At 49.8% G+C, this 17489-nt stretch carries 13 protein-coding genes; 8 read left to right on the top strand and 5 right to left on the bottom strand.

The genetic code is table 11. The features are described from left to right. The first annotated feature begins 6 nt into the window (after positions 1 to 6). Positions 7 to 1296, top strand: coding sequence for a diguanylate cyclase (locus ACNI29_RS00690; RefSeq protein WP_419780279.1), 1290 nt, complete (start codon positions 7 to 9; stop codon positions 1294 to 1296). A gap of 73 nt (positions 1297 to 1369) precedes the next feature. On the opposite strand, the gene ACNI29_RS00685 is transcribed toward ACNI29_RS00690, so the two are convergent. The 4 genes from ACNI29_RS00685 to ACNI29_RS00670 form a co-directional block, all read right to left on the bottom strand. Then, positions 1370 to 2683, bottom strand: a complete 1314-nt coding sequence (locus ACNI29_RS00685; protein ID WP_419780278.1) for a TRAP transporter large permease — start codon at positions 2681 to 2683, stop codon at positions 1370 to 1372. Continuing rightward, on the bottom strand, positions 2684 to 3169 hold the full coding sequence (locus ACNI29_RS00680; protein ID WP_419780277.1) for a TRAP transporter small permease: 486 nt from the start codon (positions 3167 to 3169) through the stop codon (positions 2684 to 2686). A gap of 234 nt (positions 3170 to 3403) precedes the next feature. Continuing rightward, positions 3404 to 4414 (bottom strand): TRAP transporter substrate-binding protein, encoded by a 1011-nt coding sequence (locus ACNI29_RS00675; protein ID WP_419780276.1) that lies wholly within the window; start codon positions 4412 to 4414, stop codon positions 3404 to 3406. Between the two features lie 33 nt (positions 4415 to 4447). Next, complete coding sequence (locus tag ACNI29_RS00670; RefSeq protein ID WP_419780275.1) at positions 4448 to 5074, bottom strand: TetR/AcrR family transcriptional regulator; 627 nt, start codon at positions 5072 to 5074, stop codon at positions 4448 to 4450. Between the two features lie 151 nt (positions 5075 to 5225). Between ACNI29_RS00670 and ACNI29_RS00665 the strand changes: the two genes are divergently transcribed. Next, on the top strand, positions 5226 to 6617 hold the full coding sequence (locus ACNI29_RS00665) for a nickel/cobalt transporter (protein ID WP_419780274.1): 1392 nt from the start codon (positions 5226 to 5228) through the stop codon (positions 6615 to 6617). On the opposite strand, the gene ACNI29_RS00660 is transcribed toward ACNI29_RS00665, so the two are convergent. Then, positions 6607 to 7560: an MJ1477/TM1410 family putative glycoside hydrolase gene (locus ACNI29_RS00660; protein ID WP_419780273.1), complete on the bottom strand. Its 954-nt coding sequence runs from the start codon at positions 7558 to 7560 to the stop codon at positions 6607 to 6609. The genes ACNI29_RS00665 and ACNI29_RS00660 overlap by 11 nt on opposite strands. Before the next feature lie 280 nt (positions 7561 to 7840). On the opposite strand from ACNI29_RS00660, the gene ACNI29_RS00655 reads away from it, so the two are divergent. The 6 genes from ACNI29_RS00655 (at position 7841) to ACNI29_RS00630 (ending at position 17484) form a co-directional block, all read left to right on the top strand. After that, complete coding sequence (locus tag ACNI29_RS00655) at positions 7841 to 8401, top strand: GNA1162 family protein (RefSeq protein ID WP_419780272.1); 561 nt, start codon at positions 7841 to 7843, stop codon at positions 8399 to 8401. Then, entirely contained in the window at positions 8320 to 9231 is a 912-nt protein-coding gene (locus ACNI29_RS00650) for a glycoside hydrolase family 191 protein (protein ID WP_419780271.1), read from the top strand. The genes ACNI29_RS00655 and ACNI29_RS00650 overlap by 82 nt, the downstream gene beginning before the upstream one ends. Further along, positions 9218 to 11299, top strand: coding sequence for a polysaccharide deacetylase family protein (locus ACNI29_RS00645; RefSeq protein ID WP_419780270.1), 2082 nt, complete (start codon positions 9218 to 9220; stop codon positions 11297 to 11299). Before ACNI29_RS00650 ends, ACNI29_RS00645 begins: the two co-directional genes overlap by 14 nt. Further along, positions 11296 to 14136: a tetratricopeptide repeat protein gene (locus ACNI29_RS00640; RefSeq protein WP_419780269.1), complete on the top strand. Its 2841-nt coding sequence runs from the start codon at positions 11296 to 11298 to the stop codon at positions 14134 to 14136. Before ACNI29_RS00645 ends, ACNI29_RS00640 begins: the two co-directional genes overlap by 4 nt. A gap of 37 nt (positions 14137 to 14173) precedes the next feature. Then, positions 14174 to 15994, top strand: a complete 1821-nt coding sequence (locus ACNI29_RS00635) for an SPOR domain-containing protein (protein WP_419780268.1) — start codon at positions 14174 to 14176, stop codon at positions 15992 to 15994. 80 nt (positions 15995 to 16074) lie between these two features. Then, a complete protein-coding gene (locus ACNI29_RS00630) occupies positions 16075 to 17484 on the top strand; it encodes a GAF domain-containing protein (protein ID WP_419780267.1) in 1410 nt (469 codons plus the stop codon). Positions 17485 to 17489 lie beyond the last annotated feature (5 nt).

Genomic DNA, 17489 nt, shown 5'->3' with positions numbered 1-17489 from the left:
TTTTTCATGACAAATAAAATTACTGAATGTCTCGTTCATCCTACAAAAGTGTTGATAGTAGAAGACAGCCTTACCTTTTCCGGTATTCTTAAAAGAAGTGTCAGCGAGAAGCTGGATCTGGAGTCTGAGGTCTTCAGGTGCTATGCAGACGCGAAAGCTTATCTTGAAAATTCACACTGCGAGTTTTTTTCTGCCTTATTGGATTTGAATCTTCCAGATGCACCAAATGGAGAGATTGTTGATCTGGTTGTAGCGCAGCAGATACCATCTATTGTTTTCACGGGTGAAGTCAGTGATGATTTGCGTGACCGGATGTGGGCTAAACGCATTGTTGATTATGTTCCAAAAGAAAATCTGGGAAATATTGATCATGTAATGGGCCTTGTGAATCGTTTACGTAAGAATATTTCTACCAAGGTGCTGGTCGTTGATGATTCCAGTACCAGCAGAAATCTTTGCCGCAACCTGCTTGAAGTCTGGAACTTTGAAGTTCTTGAAGCGAAAGACGGATTTGAGGCTTTGGAAATAATTAATAGCGGTAAATATGATATCAGTCTGGTCATTGCGGATCACTATATGCCCGGCATGGATGGGCTTACTCTGGTCAAGGAGCTGCGTCGGAATTTTTCCAAGTCCCGTTTGCCGATTATCGGACTCTCCGGAGTTGGTGGAGCTACAACGTCTGCATATTTTCTAAAGGCCGGAGCCAACGACTATATCCATAAGCCTTTTCTTACTGAAGAATTTTATTGCAGGGTTACCCATAATATTGAAAATGCTGAATACATCGCAATGGTCAAGACTCTCTCGGATCGTGATTACCTGACCGGGATATATAACCGCCGTTCACTGTTTCAGTATGGCGAGAAGTTCTTCGCTCAGCAGCGGCGTGCCGGGGCAGACATGGTTGTAGCGATGATTGATATTGACCATTTTAAGAATTGTAACGATACCTACGGGCATGATGTCGGTGACGAAGTTATTAAAAAGGTCGCTCGTTCATTGGCTCAGCGGTTCAGGAAAAGTGATATCGTCTGTCGTTACGGCGGAGAAGAATTCTGTATCCTCTGTTCTGATACCAAACTGGATGAAGTCGTAACTGTTTTCGATAAGATCCGTACGGAAATTGAGAGCAGTGCGATTTACGTAGGTAAAAAGGAAATTTATATTACAGTGAGTATCGGCATGTGTGGCAAACAGCTGGGTTGCCTCACCGAAATGATTTCAGTTGCCGATGAACAGCTTTATGCTGCGAAGAAGGGCGGACGTAATCAGGTGTGTTATTCCGGTAGTTAATTATTTCTATATCAAAAATTAAGCCGCAGCATTTTTGGATGCTGCGGCTTTTTACGTTTTGAAATGGCAGGTCTTAATACATGGCCTGCGGCAGGTATAAAATGATCTGCGGGAAGATGGCAAACAGTGCAATACCCGCCAGAATCGCCAGCAGGAAAGGCATGGTTCCTTTGAAGATATCTTCCAGAGTGATGTCCGGTGCGAACTTCTGGGCCATGCCGTAGACCACGTAGACGTTGATGCCTACCGGGGGTGTAATGACGCCTATCTGGGTAACCAGAACGATGATTACTCCGAACCAGATCGGGTCGAATCCCAGTGTGGTTATGACCGGATAAAATACCGGGATTGTCAGCATAATCAGGGCCAGCGCGTCCATGATACAGCCGCCGATGAAGTATACTATCAGAATCATGGAGACAATGATCAGCGGGTGAAGGTCGAATGAAGCAGTCCAGGCAGCAACATTAAAAGGAATGCGGGTAACGGCGAGGAATTTGCCGAAGATAATGGCCCCGGCAACCAGGAAAAGCACCATTACCGAAGTACGCAGGGTCTCATAAAGGGAGTTCACAAAGGCCTGCCATGTGAGCTGGCGTTTGATAATGCCGAGTATAAGGATGCCGAGTACGCCGACAGCGGCAGATTCGTTGGGGGTGAAGAAGCCGAAGAACATCCCGCCGATTACAAGGCCGAAAACCGCGATGGTATCGATCAGCCCCATCAGGGATTTCAGTTTTGCGCTTAAGGGAAATTTTTCACCTTTAGGGCCGAGACTGGGATCACGACGGCAGATGATCGCAATTGCGATGATGAATAAAATGGTCAGCACTACCGAAGGCAGGATTCCGGCCATGAAAAGCTCACCGATGGATTGCTCGGTGAGTATTCCGTAAACAATCAACACGATGCTCGGGGGCATGATCATGCCCAGACCGCCGCCGGAAGCAACCGAACCTGCTGCAAGGGAGTTTGAGTAGCCGTAGCGTTTCATTTCCGGGATACCGACAGTTGCCATAGTGGCAGCGGTTGCCGGACTGGAGCCGCACACAGAGCCGAAAGCGGTGCAGGCAGCTACGGTCGCCATGGCCAACCCGCCTTGAATATGGCCTAGAAAATGGTAAGCCGTGCTGTAGAGCCTGCGGCTGATTCCGCTGTTAAAGGCCAGCTGTCCCATCAAAATGAACAGCGGGATGGTGGAAAGGCTGTAGGATGAAAAAGTGTCGTAGAAACTGCGCGAAAGCAGGTTCATACCGCCTTTCATGGAAACCAGCATGGAGAATCCGCCGAAGCCGACAAGAGTCATAACGTAGGCCACAGGCATGCGGGTCATTAGCAGGGCCAGCATCACAAAGATGCCGATAATGCCGAGAGTTGTCGGTTCCATTTATTTTTCCCCCGTGAGAAGCAGAATGAGTTCTTTCAGCAGGGTGAGGGTAAAACAACCGAAGCCGAAAGCGAGTGCGAAAATTACCATATCAGTGGGCAGTTCAAGGGTCATGGAGACTTCTTCAGCCTCACGCATGGAGCAGCCGTAGAGGTAGAGTCTCCAGGTAACCATACTGAACAGGGCGATGCTCATAGACGTTGTCACTGCCTTTACCCTGTGGCGGGTGCGGGCACTGAATTTGCTGTACAGGAATTCCACGCCGATGTTAGCCTTCTGGTTTTCGGCGTAACCGAGAGCAAGACCGGTAGTCAGTACGGCCAGTACTGCAATAATATCTTCCACCCCGAAGATCGGTGTATCCAGCACGCCGCGTGAAATAATGTCCGCCCCGGTCAAAAGTGCCATGCCGATCAGACAGATCGCGGCGATGTTTTTTAAAAGTGCCTCAAATTTATCCACGAGGCTCGAAATCTGATTACCCAATTTAATGCTCCAAATGTGAAATTTGCCTCTGGCGGCTGGGGAAGGGGAGATCCCATCCCCTCTCTTTCAAAGACGTTTTGAGTATGCTTTGCAGAAAGCGTTCAATGACTGTCTTCAAATAAAGAAACGGCGAAGCCTTAATGAAAAGTTTTGGAATCCTTGCCCCCTTTTTCCAAAGGGTTCAAGGCCCCCGGCAGGGTCGCCTGAGGCAAACACCGCCGGAGGCAATATTATTTATTGTACGCTGTTCAGAGTATCAACAGTGAAGTCGAGAATTTCTTTACCGTTCAGTTTTTTCTTGTCTGCTTTTTTGATGAAGGCCTCCATCATTGGGGCTGCTTTTTCTTTCCAGCGTTTGCCTTCCGCTTCGCTCAGTTCGATGAACTGTCCGCCTTTCTTGGACAGGAACTCGCGGCCTTCCTTGTCGCTTTCGTCCCATGCTTCACCGTGCTTGGTGGCAAATTCTTTACTGATTTCCATGATGATTTTCTGGTCCTGTTCGGAAATGGCATCCCACTTATCCTTGTTCATTACTGCGAAGAAGGTGGTGGTGTAGCCTACGGGGTAGTCGAGGGTACAGAAGTCTACTACTTCGCCCATTTTCCAACCTTTGTTGGTTTCCATGGGGTAAACGCCGCCGTTAACGACACCTTTGCGGATTGCCTGATAAGTGTCGGGCATGGACATGGCAACGGGAGCCGCGCCGAGAGCTTTGAGCAGCTGTGCTGAGTTACCGGTCCCGCGCAGCTTCATGCCTTTGAGGTCTTCGAGGGTTTTTACCGGCTTCTTGGCGGTGAAGAGCAGGCCGGGACCGTGTGCGTGGAAAAAGAGAACTTTTACATCACGCAGTTCTTTAGGCTGAAACTTATCGTAAACCGCATTGGCAACCTTGGTTGCTGCAACACCGGATTTGTAGCCCAGCGGGAGGTCTACTGCTGCCATAGTGGGGAAACGGCCACGGGAGTAGGCCAATGCGGACATACCCACATCGGAGAGACCTTCAACAACGCCGTCGTAGCACTGCTTTGCTTTGGTCAGCGTTCCACCGGGGAAGTAGGCGATGGATACGCGGCCTTCGGTGCGCTTGGTTACTTCATCGCTCCACTGCTGGGCCAGTTTGGACTGGATATGGGTCGGCGGAAAAAAGTTGGAGTAAGTCAGGTTTATGGATTTAGCGCCTGCTGTCAGGGGCAGGGCGCACATGCACATGGCTGCAGCTACTACTGTAATTAAAAGTTTTTTCATGTTCCCTCCGGTTTGGTTATGTAAATAGACTGGTTAGTCAGCTTTCTTAAGTCCGTTGCTCAGGGCAAGGGTTACTGCCGCTTCACGGACATCCTTAAATCCGATCAAACCTGCTCCGCCGTTACCTTGAATCATGAATCCGGTCTCAATTGAATTTCGGACCATGTATCCTTCAAACAAAACTGTATTGAATGCTCCGATCTTCTCAGGCGGATAATCTGTTTCCACGAAATCTCGGACCAGATCGGCAAAGACCTCTTCGGAAAGCCTGTACTGGCTCAGGCTCATGTCTTCCCGCAGTTCCGGCATGCGTGAGGCATAAATGGTGAACTCAAGGAAAACCTTGGCCCAGTTCTGGTCGCTGACAATATTTTCCAGAAAATCCCAGATAATATTCATCACTTCTTCCAGAGACTCGGCTTTATCCAGCCTGTCGTCGCGTGAATTGCGGTACTCAGTCAGCTTTTCTTCCACTATTTCGAGAAAAAGTTTGTCCTTGCTGACCCAGTGGCGGTAGAAGCTTCCTTTTGCGTACCCGGCGTGTTTCGTAATCTGAGACACAGTTGTTTCCACGAACCCCTGCTTGCCGAACAGTTCGTTGGCTGCTTCCATAAGCTCTTTTTTGGTCTGGAGCGATTTTTCCTGTTGTTTTCTGGCCATTTGGTGCTTGGATTTGTTGGTTTTGCGACCTTTGGTCATAAAGTGACCGATGGTCATTTTTTACGACATATAGCCGCGCCGGTGCTTGCTGTCAATATCTATCTATGCGAACCTGTATGCAGCTAATGAGGTTAATCAGAAGGAAAATCAGGTGCGTAATCTTATCTTATTATATTTTGTGTTGATTTGTTCGCTGCCGGGAGCACTGGCGCAGGCTCATCCGCTGGGAGAGGTGGTGCAGGAAACCACGGTTATGAACGAGAGCGGAAGACTGCTCATAGTTTATGATACAGCTATAGGTCCATCCATCACCGCAAGCCTGATTCCCGACGCCGACCGTGACGGTACAGTCTCCGCTGCGGAAGAGCGGAAACTTTCACGGGATATCAGTGCTCTCCTGCTTCCGAATCTGGAAGTATATCTGGACGATAAGCCGGTTATACCGGAACTGTATTATGATTCAGTAGCCCCGGCTCCGGGCGGCTATAATGCCGGATTGCGTTCGAATCTGGTTTACGCGGTTTCACTGTCAGGTGATGATGGAGCGAAGCATTACCTCAAATTTTCCGACAATAATTTTCAGACCGGGGAACTGAAATGGCTGAAATGGAAAGTTCAGGCCGATCCCCAATTCAGCGTGGTCAGGACTTCTCCTGATTCACGGGAGCTGAATTATCAGTTCTTTGCCAAGAAAGATGAGGGTGGAGAAGTAAGCTTTTCCGCCCCTGCACCTTCTGTGGAAGACAGCGGTATAAAGCCTGTTCCGCAGGAGGATTCCAGTCAGGCCGCGCTTAAGGATTATCTGGCGCGGGAAAATCTGGGACCGGGAACCATCCTTTTCGCGCTGGGGCTGGCCTTTTTTCTGGGCATGGGCCATGCCCTCAGTCCCGGACACGGAAAGGCCATGGTCGCGGCTTATCTCATCGGACGCAGCGGACGCATCCGCGATGCCTTTACTCTGGGAACCATCGTGACCATCACCCATGTAGCCAGTGTTATCGTGCTCGGTATCGTGGCTTTAATGCTTTCGCGCTATTTCCTGCCCGGTGAGCTTTACCCGTGGCTTGGTGCTTTTTCCGGGGCACTGGTTTTCGGGGTCGGCTACATGATGCTGGCCCGCAGGGCATTGCACAGCCACGAGCATCATGACCATTCCCATTCGCACTCTCATTCCCATAGCCACAGTCATGATCATGAAAGTGATTCCGAACCTGTCTCATGGTGGTCCATGCTCAGCCTCGGTATTGCCGGGGGCATGGTCCCTTGTCCTACTGCATTGGTCGTGCTGCTGGCTTCGGTTGCTTTTGGGCGTATCGTGTTCGGGCTGCTGCTGATTCTGGCCTTCAGCCTCGGACTTGCCGCAGTACTGATCATTATCGGTATCCTGACCGTGCGGGCATCGAAACTTACTGAAAGATTTTCCGGTTCACGCAGGTGGATAGAAAACCTGCCAGTTATAAGTGCCGGACTGGTTATGCTGGCCGGGATAGCCATTGCTTTCAATGCCCTTAATGCCGGCGGAATTCTGCGTTTTACTCTCTGAATTTCCAGAAATCAGTGATTCGATCCAGCTCTGTGTCCGCTGTTGATCCGTAGGGGATCAGCCTGAAATCCAGACCTTCAACCTCCTTCAGGTATTCAGCGTACCGGGATGGTTCGATGTATTCCACTGCAAGGATGGTTTTTCCATCCTTGGCCAGCTCCTTTGCAAGCTTAAGGCGGTAATTGCGGTCTTCGGTGCTGTGGATGTTGTAGAGGAGGCTTTCAAGTCCGACCATGTTTATGGTTTCAAGGTAAACTTCTTTGTATTCCGGGGAGCAATCGTTGAACACCCCCATGCCGTTCTGGGGGCAGATGATGAAATTGTTCCCGGCTCTTTTGCGGGTATAGTCGGCAATTCTTTTGATCAGCTTGACCATTTCGTCCGCTGTGGCCTGTACTTCCATGCCCTGTTCATGCCAGAACCAGTAACCGTCTACGATATCCAGATACACTCCGTCGAAACCGGCTTCAAGGATGCGGTCCAGATAGGGGCGCAGGCTTGATTCCCACCAGTCTTCACGCCAGTATTTTACCTTGTAATTCCCGGCCCAGTTGGGGTTTTCCGGCCCTAAAAACCGTGGCGGGTTGTCTTTCCATTCCTTCTGCCAGTAGAAGCGGTATTCCTCGGCCTCTCCGATGGAAAAATAGCAGAGTACTGTCTTTTTGAATTTATGAAGTACCTTGATGTCTTTGGCGGAAAACCTTTTGGGGTCTGATCCGTCTTTGGAGTAATCAATGACCAATAAGTCGTATGGAGACTCGGCAAGATTAGCTAGCTGCGGTTTCTGTAGCTGGTAGGCCCAGCTGTTGATTTCGTTATGCTGCGGGGTCATTCTTATCTCGCGGGTCTTATTCTCATTGTTATTTACGGAAGATTTAGTAGTTGAGGCGCAGCTCATTATGGAAAAAAGAATAATTAGAATAAATAGATAGTGTGTTTTCATAGTTTTTAACCATTTAAGAAATTATCCCGTAACATTTACGGGGACGTAAAGAGTTATACAATTTTACTTTGATGCAGGATACAAAAAAGAACATTATTTTTAAAGTTTACAAAGAAATAATACTTTTCATAAGCATGGATTGGGATTATGGTATTCTGAAAGAATTGGGTGTTTTTTATTCATTTTTTTTGAGTAGATTCTTTTGTTGCTGGGGATAGTTCTGATTTAAATTGCCAATCTATAGTGTGATGATATTTATTTTGAAAATACGGAGGGTTCTGTGAAAAAAAGTCTCTTTCTCACAATGTTTTTTGTGCTCTTTCTTGCCGGATGTTCCGGTACGTACATGAAAGATTACGTCCAACCCAACGGAATTGCCGGTGAAGCACGTCACGCGGCGGTTCTGCCTTTGGTTAATCTGACCAATACTCCCAATGCGGGGCGTATGGTCGGGGACCTGCTGACTACTGAACTATATTCTTCCACAAAGTTCGACATTATGGAATCCACTGAAATGCTTAACCGCATCAAAGGGAACGAGGAGGATCTCGAATATGTCATGGAAGATGTGGTTGCCCAGAAGCTGGGAAGCAAGCTCGGAGTTGATACCGTGATCTACGGTTCTGTGACCGAATACCAGTACAAGCGCGGGGTAAACCAGAGTCCTTCCGTGGGAATTAACCTGCGCATGATTGACGTTTCTTCCGGTAATGTTCTTTGGGCTTCATCTTCTTCCAAAAGCGGGGGGTGCTTCTTCGGATGTACGGAATCTTTGAACAGCGTCGCGCAGGAAACACTTGCGGAAATGGTTGCGGCCATGTCTTCCGTCTCAGCAAACTAGTCGTTCTGCTTGTGATCTCTTTTACCTTGTTCGGCAGGACTTTTGCCTTTGGCGGAAGCAGTGCTGTTTCTTCATGGGCCTGTTATTACGGAAGTCAGGACCGGACAGAAATGCTGTCCGGTTTTGATTTGCTGGTTTCCGCTCCCGGCGGTCAGGACCCGGCCCCGTTGCGTTCCGAAGGGACTAAAGTTCTGGTCTATATCAGCCTCGGTGAGGTCGCTGCAAACGGTCCTTACTATGCTGAGGCAAAAGAAATGGGGTTGCTTGTCCGCCATAACAGCAACTGGGATTCATGGGTGGTGGATGTGCGCCGCCCGGAATGGAGCGAGCTGCTCTTTTCCCGTATCATCCCCGATGCCCTCGCAGCCGGATATGACGGGCTTTTCTTTGATACGCTGGATTCTCCCATTGATATGCAGCGTCGTGATCCGGACACTTACAAGGGTACTGAGCGTGCCTGCGTCGCTCTGGTCCGCGCTATCCGCGAGAAATACCCCAAGATGCTCCTTTGCCAGAACAGGGGGTTCGAGATCATCAAGCGCACGGCCCCGTACTTGAATTATCTGCTCATTGAAGGCTTGAGCAGTTCCATGGAACCGGCGGCTTCCATTCGTACTGATGTTTCAAAAAAAGACCGTGATTTTCTTGTTTCCAAGGCAGAAGCTGCGCGGCAGGTCAACCCCAGGCTGGTGGTCCTGACTCTCGACTATGTTCCTGCCGATGATAAGCAGGAGATTGAAAAAGCTTATGAATTATCCCGCAATCTGGGCTACGTGCCTTATGTAAGTATCCCTGCGCTAAACGAGGTTTTTATTCATGCGTCTGAATAGGCTGATTATCGCTCTGCTTATAGTTTTTCTCGGGCTGACCTGTGCGCACGCCGGACAGTTTAAGCGCAAGGTTCTTGTGCTGTACAACAGTGCTGAAGAACGTTCAGCAGTGGATAATAGCTTTATCGAGGGGTTTGCCGCTCCTTTGACCTATCTGGGATTCAAGTATGAGATACGTGATGTCGTCCAGAGGCCTCTGCCTTCCGATGAAGAAATGGCCGGTTTTCGTGCTGTTTTTACCACGTTCTCAGATGAATTGATGAAGGACCCTGATGAATATCTCAATTGGCTGATCCGGGAGCAGAAAGATGGAAAACAGGTGATTATCGCCGGAAATCTCGGGGCTTTTAGTGATTTTGATAGAACTGCCGCAGATCCGTCGCTGGTCAAGAAGGTATTCAAGAATATCGGTTTTTCATACCAAGGCAATGCCACCAATGATGATTTCCGCCTCAAATATGAATACGTTGATCCGGAAAACATGAATTTTGAGCGTAAGCTCCCCTTGTTCCCTGAAAAATACATACAAATTGTGCCCAACTCCGGGGATGTAAGATCATGGGTTGATGTTGCCTTGAAGTCAAAGCCGGACAGCGCGGCGGCTGCGGTAGCTGCCGGACCTCGGGGCGGCTTTGCTCTGGACGGTTTCATGCGCTGGCAGGACCCTGTTAATTTCCAGAAACAGTGGTACTTGAATCCATTTGAATTTTTACGGATTTGCCTTGATTTAAAAGGTGTTCCGGCTCTTACTCCCAATACCTTGAATGGTAAAAGGCTGGCCTTTGCCCATATCGACGGTGACGGCTTTGTCGGCTACACCGAGATCGATAAATACAAGGTCTGCGGGGAAATCATCATGGAGCGTATCTTTGCGCGTTATGATTTTCCCAACTCCGCTTCGGTCATTGCCGGGGAGATCAACCCGGCAGTAAAGGGCAGTATTGATAACGTTGAGATGGCCAGAACTTTGTTTGAGATGAAGAATGTGGAAACATCATCCCATTCCTATACCCACCCCTTCGCATGGAATGCCAAGGTCCGCGAGTCCAAGGATTATGCTGATAACTTTGTAATCGGTCAGTATGAAGTCGACGGTTACAAATTCGATGCCCGTTACGAGATTGTCGGTTCCTGCGATTATATTTCCGAGGACCTTGCTCCGGCGGGTAAGCCCTGTAAGGTCCTGTTCTGGTCCGGCATGTGTGATCCTACTGAGGAGCAGGTTGCCATTGCCGACGAAGCCGGAATCCTGAACATGAACGGCGGGGACAGCGTTTTTGATGCCCGGCGCAATTCATATTTCGGAGTTTCACCTACCTATCGTGCTCTGGGGCGGTACAATCAGATTTATACCGGACAGGCAAATGAAAATATCCTGACCAACCTTTGGTCCGGTCCATACTTCGGTTTCCGCAATACTGTGGAGACCATGAAGCGGACCGGTTCCCCGCGCCGGATGATGCCCATCGACATTTACTATCACTTTTACAGCGGTGAGAAGTTTGCTTCCCTCAAAGCGTTGGAAGACGTTTATGAGTGGGCTTTGAGTCAGGACAGCGCACGTGTTTATGCTTCGGCTTACATCAAAATGGTCAATGGAAGCCTTGCGGCAAAGCTTGAGAAAATTTCCCCGGATCATTTTGTGTTCAGCGATTATGCCGACTGCCTGTCCGTGCGTCTGGACGGCATGGATAAAGTTCCTGATCTTAAAAAATGCAGAAATGTGCTTGGTTACGATATCCAACCTGAAGGTGTTTTTGTGCATCTGCGGCCCGGAACAGCGCGGGCGGAACTGGTGCTGACCCCGGATAAGCGGGCCAATGACGGTTTGGCTTATTTGAAAAACGGCTCCGGCTGGGTGCGTAATTTTGAGCGCAGTGATGATGGTGTGCGTTTTGATTTTGAATGTTTCAGTAAAGGACGTTTCGAACTGGGCGGACTTGCTCCGGACCGCAAATACAGGGTTATCCGCAAGGATGGCCCGCCCCTTGAACTGCGCAGCAGTGCCGGGGGAGTTCTGAGTGTAGAGGATGTTCTTACCGGGTCTATGGAGATTAAGCTGAATTGAATATAAAGCTCTGGCGGGTACTCCTTTTCGTACTCATCATAATTGGTACGACCATACTGATATATCCCTTTCCGAGGGATATGGTCCGCCTGTACCTGAGGAGCGGTGAGATCGCCAAGGCTTCAGATATTTTGACTGAACTGCTTGCAGAAGATCCTTACGATCTGCGGCTTTTAAACATAGGTGTTGATGTTTTTCTGAAGCGCGGAATGCCGGATAAGGCCATTTCCAGCCTTGAGGAAATTCTTAAGCAGAAGCCGGACCGCATTGCCGAGCGCAGGAAGCTGGCGCAGGTTTATGAATGGAATGTCATGCCCCGTGAGGCCCTGCATACATGGGAGAAGCTGGCTGCTCTTGAGCCGGACAAAATGAAGCCGCTGGAACAGCTGGTCATGTATTACCGCTACTACAACATGTTTCCGCAGGAAGTAGATGCCATCGTCAGGCTCAATGAATTGCAGGGTAAAAGACCGTTTAGCGGTGATTTTATGTATGTCCTCAATGATGGAATCGAGCTTCTCGGTACGGAACATGCCAAAGACGCGGATGATCCGTATCTCAATTTCCTTATTCAGCGCATATTTATTGTCGGTGAACAGTTCAAGGCCGAGACAGAATTCAGGGCCGAGACTGGGGAAAAGGTCGATGTTAAACAGTATGTAATTTATGTGCTTGAATATTTCGTAGCCACGGACCGTATAAATGAAGGCTACGCATATGCAACCCGCATGGATGAAAAGACCGGACTGGATGTTGAAAACCGGGTGCAGCTGGTCAAGGTACTGGGCTGGGCGGGGAGTTATGACCGTGCTTTGGAGCTTGCTGAAAGGCTGCTCAAGATCAGCCCGGAAAATGTGGATCTTCTTACTGAAACTGCTTGGATGGCGCGTAGTGCAGGCAGGCACGATATAGCACAAACGGTTTTGGAAAAGCTCGTGGAGCTTGAGCCGGACAACCGCGATCATCAGCAGGCTCTCGGTGCTGTCTATATGGCAACCGGAAACCACCGCAAAGCTGTTTCACTTTTCCGCAGTCTCGCACAGCGGGTCGGAAACTGGCTCATCTACGCGCATGATATGCTGCGGGCCGCCTTGTTCAGCGGTGACATTAAGCTGATGTCCGAAGTTGTCGAACAGACTGGTGAAGTGGATCTTAATGAGCCGGATTATCTGCGTACCCGCGGAGCACTTCTGCTGACTCTTGAGCGTCCCCGGGAAGCATACGATGTTCTGCGGAAGGTTGTGGACAGTCCCGGAGCAACTCTCGACGATTACCGGAATCTGATCGATGCCGCCGCTACCACTGCGGATAATCAGCTCCTCGCTGATACCGTGGAATTGGCCTTGAAAGTTTACCCCGGTGATCTTGATCTCATGCGCACTGCCGGATCGGCATGGCGCAATGTCGGTCAGCCTTTGAAGGCTTACCGGATTTACCGTGAGTTGCTGACAAAAGTGCAGGAACAGCAGGATATAATTGATATGTTGCTGGCTGCCTCGGAAACTCAGGATTTAAATCTGGGCAAACAGGCCGCAGCATATGCTGTTAAGATCGCTCCGGACGATGTGACTGTTATCGCGCAGGCCGGTGAGATTATGCTTTGGCTCAACTCTCCCAAGGACAGCTATCCCTACTACAAAAAGGCCGCGATCATGACCGGGGGTAACCGCGAATACGTGATGAACCTGATTCAGGTTGCATCGTATACTGCGGATAAGAGTATTTTCCGTGACGCAGCCGAGACTGCCATTGAGTTGCGTCCCGATGATGAACAGGTCGGACTGCTGGCTGCCGCCGTCTGGACTGCTGCCGGGGATACCCGGAAAGCCGAGCTGCTTCTGGCCCGTTTTGCCGGGCAGGGAACCAAAAACCTGGAGACCTTGCGTAAGTGGGCTGACTTTGCAGATCAGGCCGGACTGATTGAAGAAGCTTACAGGATTTACGATGAGCTTTATGCTCGTGGCTACAAGCGCAAGGAGATACGGGAACCCTTGGCCAGACTGGCTGAATGGACCGCGCGTCCGGCTGTGGCTGCTAAAATTTACGGGGAGATTTCTGATGAATCGCCGCGTGATTTTGAGCTTGCCAAAAAGGCCGCTGAAGCATGGTCCGATGCCGGGGAGTACGTAAAATCAGCCGTTTACTATGAACGGGCTGCTGCTTTAAAGCCTGATGATTATGACCTGAAGCTGGAACTGGCGAAAGTTTACGGTTTTGGAGGAAATGTTGAAGGTCAGATCAGGCTTTTCAAAGAGTTGCAGGCTGCCGGTAAATTGCCGGAAACGGAACAGGTGGAGCTGGCAAGGGCCTATCTTGATGCCCGCCAGCCGGAATCTGCATTACAGATTCTGGAACCTTATGCCCGCTTGAAGAAGTTGCCCCGTTTCGAAGGATTTCTGCTGGCGTCTGCTTTGCAAATGGCCGGGCGCGGAAGCGAAGCTTCTGATGTTTATAAAAGGTTGAAAAAAGAGTACTATAAGGACGAAATCTTCCTGGCGCGTCTGGGGGCGGAAGCCTTGTTCAACAATTTCCAGACCGATGCTTATGATCTTTTCGAGGCGGCTCTCAAGATCAACCCGGAGAACCACACCTCGCTCAAAGGGCTGGGTATTATTCTTGGAGAGCGGGAAGAGTATAAGCGTGCAGCTTCCAAGTTGCGGAAATACCTTAGACTTGTTCCCGGTGATGCGGAAGGGCGTTATCAGCTTGGTGAGATCTACAGACTCATGGGGCGTGAAAATGATGCCGTCCGCGAGTTCAAGCGTGCTGCCCGGATTATCCGCAGTGACGAACGCAGGAAGAATACGGATAAGAATTTAAAGAGGATCGACAGGTAAAGTTTTGAAGCAAGCAGTTGTCTGTTTTTTTCTTTTCATGACGGTTTTACTCCCGGTCATGCATGTGTCTCCGCTTCTGGCGGAAGACAATACAGCTGTGTTTGCCGCCAAAGAGCAGGACAGAATCTGGACTGTGCGGGTCAGCTCTTTCTCGCAGGCTGATACCGCGTGGGGATTCATGTCCTACCTGAAGGGGGAAGGCTATAATCCGGTTATGGTGGCCCTCTTTGATGACAAGGGAACTCTCTGGCGGGTGGTCCAGATCGGGGATTACCCTACCCGTAGTCAGGCCCGTGCTGCCGGAGGTGATTTCAAAAAGAGAACCGGGCTTACTTATATTGTCAGGTCCATGTCTTCCGCCATGCTGGCAAGGCGCACCCTGGAATCGCGCAGAAGCCCGTTGCCGACATGGTCGGTAATGTCAGCGGATGCCGCGACAAGTGCTGCCAAGGCAAAGCCGGAACTTGTAGGCGCACCGGAATCTCTGTTTTACGAGCTGGATCAGGGTGATATTCTGCGGGCCACAGGGCATAGGCAGCAGAATGTGATTCTGGCCCGCATCATGATCCGCCGGGGATATGTTGATGATGGTTTGCGTCTTTATGCAAGGTTGCTGCGTATTTATCCTGATGATCTGGAACTGCGTGAGGAATTCATCGGTGCTCTCATTGATGCCGGAGAATACGAAAAGGCTGAATCCATGCTTCGGGAATGGCTGGGGGATGATCCGGCCTCACCCCGCGCACTCAGGCAGGAAGCCCGTTTGCGTCTGGCTGTAGGGGATTATTCTGTCCAGCTGAATACTCTGGATTATCTGTTGCGGTTGCGGCCCGGAGATACAGATTCCATTTCCAACAAGGCATACAGCAGCCAGCAGGGCGGAGACTGGCTTGGTGCTATCGAAAGCTTTTCCGAACTTGTTGACGCTGAGCCTGATAATTTCGAAGCAAGGCAGGCTCTTTCAAATCTGCTCAAGGAACGCAGGCCGCGTCTGACACTGACCCCCAGTGTCTACATGCAGTCTGATGAGTCGATTACAACTACGCTCGGCAGCCGTTTTTCAATGCAGATCACCGACCAGACCCGTGGTGAATTTTATTACGCCAACACCCGGATCTATCGACCGCAGGGAGATGGGGTCGAAAAGATCAATAAGGATGTTAATCAGGCTGCACTTCTCTTGAAGCGAGATTTTACCCGCACCTTTACCGGAGTTGCGGGATTGGGAGCCTACGAGGGAACCGCTTCCGGTATTTCCGGTGCTCTTGGTTTTGATTGGCGGATTCATGATCCCGGAACATTCTCCGCCATGATCGACTACAATAATCCGTGGCTGGATGAACCTACCGCCGCAAATTATGAGGGCCGCTACAATCAGCTGTCGCTGACCTATGACGGTTTCTACGACAACGTCTGGGGATTGTATCTGAATGGCCAGCTGCGTCAGTACCAGCTTGAATCGGAAAAGAACTACGGGACCAAGGGGATTTACAATGTCATCCTGACCCGCAGGATTCTTGAGGACCCGGATTTGTTTGTCTCCTACTCATTCTACCGTTCGCATTTCAAGTATGACGATGATAATTTCAGGCCTTTTACCGTGCTGGAGGATGAAAGTATTCATACTCTGAGTGCCAGCTTTTCCAAGTCGCTTTGCGATATCCTTGTTTTACAGGCTTCAGGAGGCATAAGACTGGATGAGTTCAAGAACAGCCCCAGCTATTTCGGCGGACCGTCGTTGGCATTGAGGCTGGGCCGTTTTGAGTTGGATCTTAACTATGAATACAGCAGTGATTCCGGACTTGCCGGTGGCGGTGAAACCCATTTGTTAAGCGGAGGTATCGGCTTTGTCTTTTAATGGGAGTGCCTTGTTTCCGGTGTTTTGCCAGCTGCATGGTTGCATTTTGCAAAAAATAGATAATCTTCGGGCCGGTAGATATGTTTAAAATCAATTCATCTGCTAAAAAATATAAACTTTCCAAGTATTTCGAAGTGCTGTTAGGCCTTGTTGCCATTACTGCTGTCAATCTGCTTTTCTTTAGAGCTGATCCGGGATTTGTTTCGGTTTCTCCTCATCCGTACTGGATTGTAATTCTGCTCACTGCCACCCGTTACGGCTTTGCCGGGGGGCTTTTCTCCGGGATTATGTCCGCGCTGTTTTTTCTGGTTTTCAATAGCTTGTCCATACCGGATATTGAGCTGATTGATTTCCGCTCCCTCAGCATGTGGGGGAAACCGATTTTATTTTTCCTGGTAGGTGTCGTTCTGGGGGAAATGCGCCAGCTTCATATTCGCGAGTATGACGCAGTCTGTGAGGAAAGGGATGCTTTCCATGATGCCTTTGATAAAGTCAAAATCAAGTATGACATCCTGAGCGAAGCAAAGCAGGAGCTGGATAGCAAAATCCTTTCACAGGAAAGTACTCTCGGTACTCTTTATGAGGCTGCTCAGGGGCTGCGTACATTGAGCATGGACAGTATTTACCCGGCAGTACTGGAGATTCTGCGGGAATTTATGGATGTGGAAGATTGTTCCATTTATTTGCTGGACGGTACTGAATTCCGGCTTGATACGGCTCTTCGGCATAGCAAAGGTTATCTTCCCGAGCGGGTTCCACTGGGAGAGAGTCTGATGAGCATCGCCGCAGGCCGGAAGAAAGCTGTATCAATCAGGGATGTTGCCAGCACAGAGAGTATGCCCGGCGGGATTATTATTTCCGCGCCGATCATGGCAGATAACCATTCCCATGTGGTGGGCGTGCTTAATGTCGAGAAGATGCCATTTTTGAAATTTACCAGTGATTCAGTGCGTGTGGCCGGGCTGGTTGCGGACTGGTGCGGCAGCAGTGTTGAAAATGCCACCGTTTTTGCCGAAACCAAGCATAAGCTTATCGCCGACGAGATTACAGACGCCTATACCTATGACTATTTCCTGCGCAGGTTGCGTGAGGAGTTTGTGCGTGCCCGGCGTTATGAGCTGGACCTGTCCCTGATTATGCTCGAATTTCCGGGCCTTTCCAATGCTTCGGATGAAGGGCGAGATGAAGTTCTCATGGCCTTCAGTATGATCCTGAAGAATCAGATCCGTGAGATTGATATTCTGTTTATCAGTGATGAACCGGGGGCGTTTTATCTTATCCTGCCTACTACTCCTGCTGCCGGGGCGCGGGTGGTGGTCAACAACCTGCTCAGCTCATTCAAGGCTCTCAGTGTCATGGCTTTTGAAACGGACCAGAACCTTGTAGAGCTTCGGGCCGGGGTTGCGGGATATTCAATGGGCATGGAAGACCCTGAAGAACTTGTGAATAATGTAAAAGAGGACCTCGTAAGTGTTCTTTTTGCGGAGTAGGGTAA

It is taken from the genome of Maridesulfovibrio spiralis (SeqCode), from assembly GCF_048571135.1.
GTDB classification, from domain to species: Bacteria; Desulfobacterota; Desulfovibrionia; order Desulfovibrionales; family Desulfovibrionaceae; genus Maridesulfovibrio; species Maridesulfovibrio spiralis.
The sequence above is the reverse complement of the archived record's forward strand: the minus strand, read 5'-3'. Positions and strand labels throughout refer to the sequence as shown.

Excerpts from the sequence above, each read along its gene's own strand:
- ACNI29_RS00650 (WP_419780271.1), top strand. The coding sequence starts at position 8,320 with ATGTACGGAATCTTTGAACAGCGTCGCGCAGGAAACACTTGCGGAAAT.
- ACNI29_RS00645 (WP_419780270.1), top strand. The coding sequence starts at position 9,218 with ATGCGTCTGAATAGGCTGATTATCGCTCTGCTTATAGTTTTTCTCGGG.
- ACNI29_RS00690 (WP_419780279.1), top strand. The coding sequence starts at position 7 with ATGACAAATAAAATTACTGAATGTCTCGTTCATCCTACAAAAGTGTTG.
- ACNI29_RS00630 (WP_419780267.1), top strand. The coding sequence starts at position 16,075 with ATGTTTAAAATCAATTCATCTGCTAAAAAATATAAACTTTCCAAGTAT.
- ACNI29_RS00635 (WP_419780268.1), top strand. The coding sequence starts at position 14,174 with ATGACGGTTTTACTCCCGGTCATGCATGTGTCTCCGCTTCTGGCGGAA.
- ACNI29_RS00670 (WP_419780275.1), bottom strand. The coding sequence starts at position 5,074 with ATGGCCAGAAAACAACAGGAAAAATCGCTCCAGACCAAAAAAGAGCTT.
- ACNI29_RS00675 (WP_419780276.1), bottom strand. The coding sequence starts at position 4,414 with ATGAAAAAACTTTTAATTACAGTAGTAGCTGCAGCCATGTGCATGTGC.
- ACNI29_RS00685 (WP_419780278.1), bottom strand. The coding sequence starts at position 2,683 with ATGGAACCGACAACTCTCGGCATTATCGGCATCTTTGTGATGCTGGCC.
- ACNI29_RS00660 (WP_419780273.1), bottom strand. The coding sequence starts at position 7,560 with ATGAAAACACACTATCTATTTATTCTAATTATTCTTTTTTCCATAATG.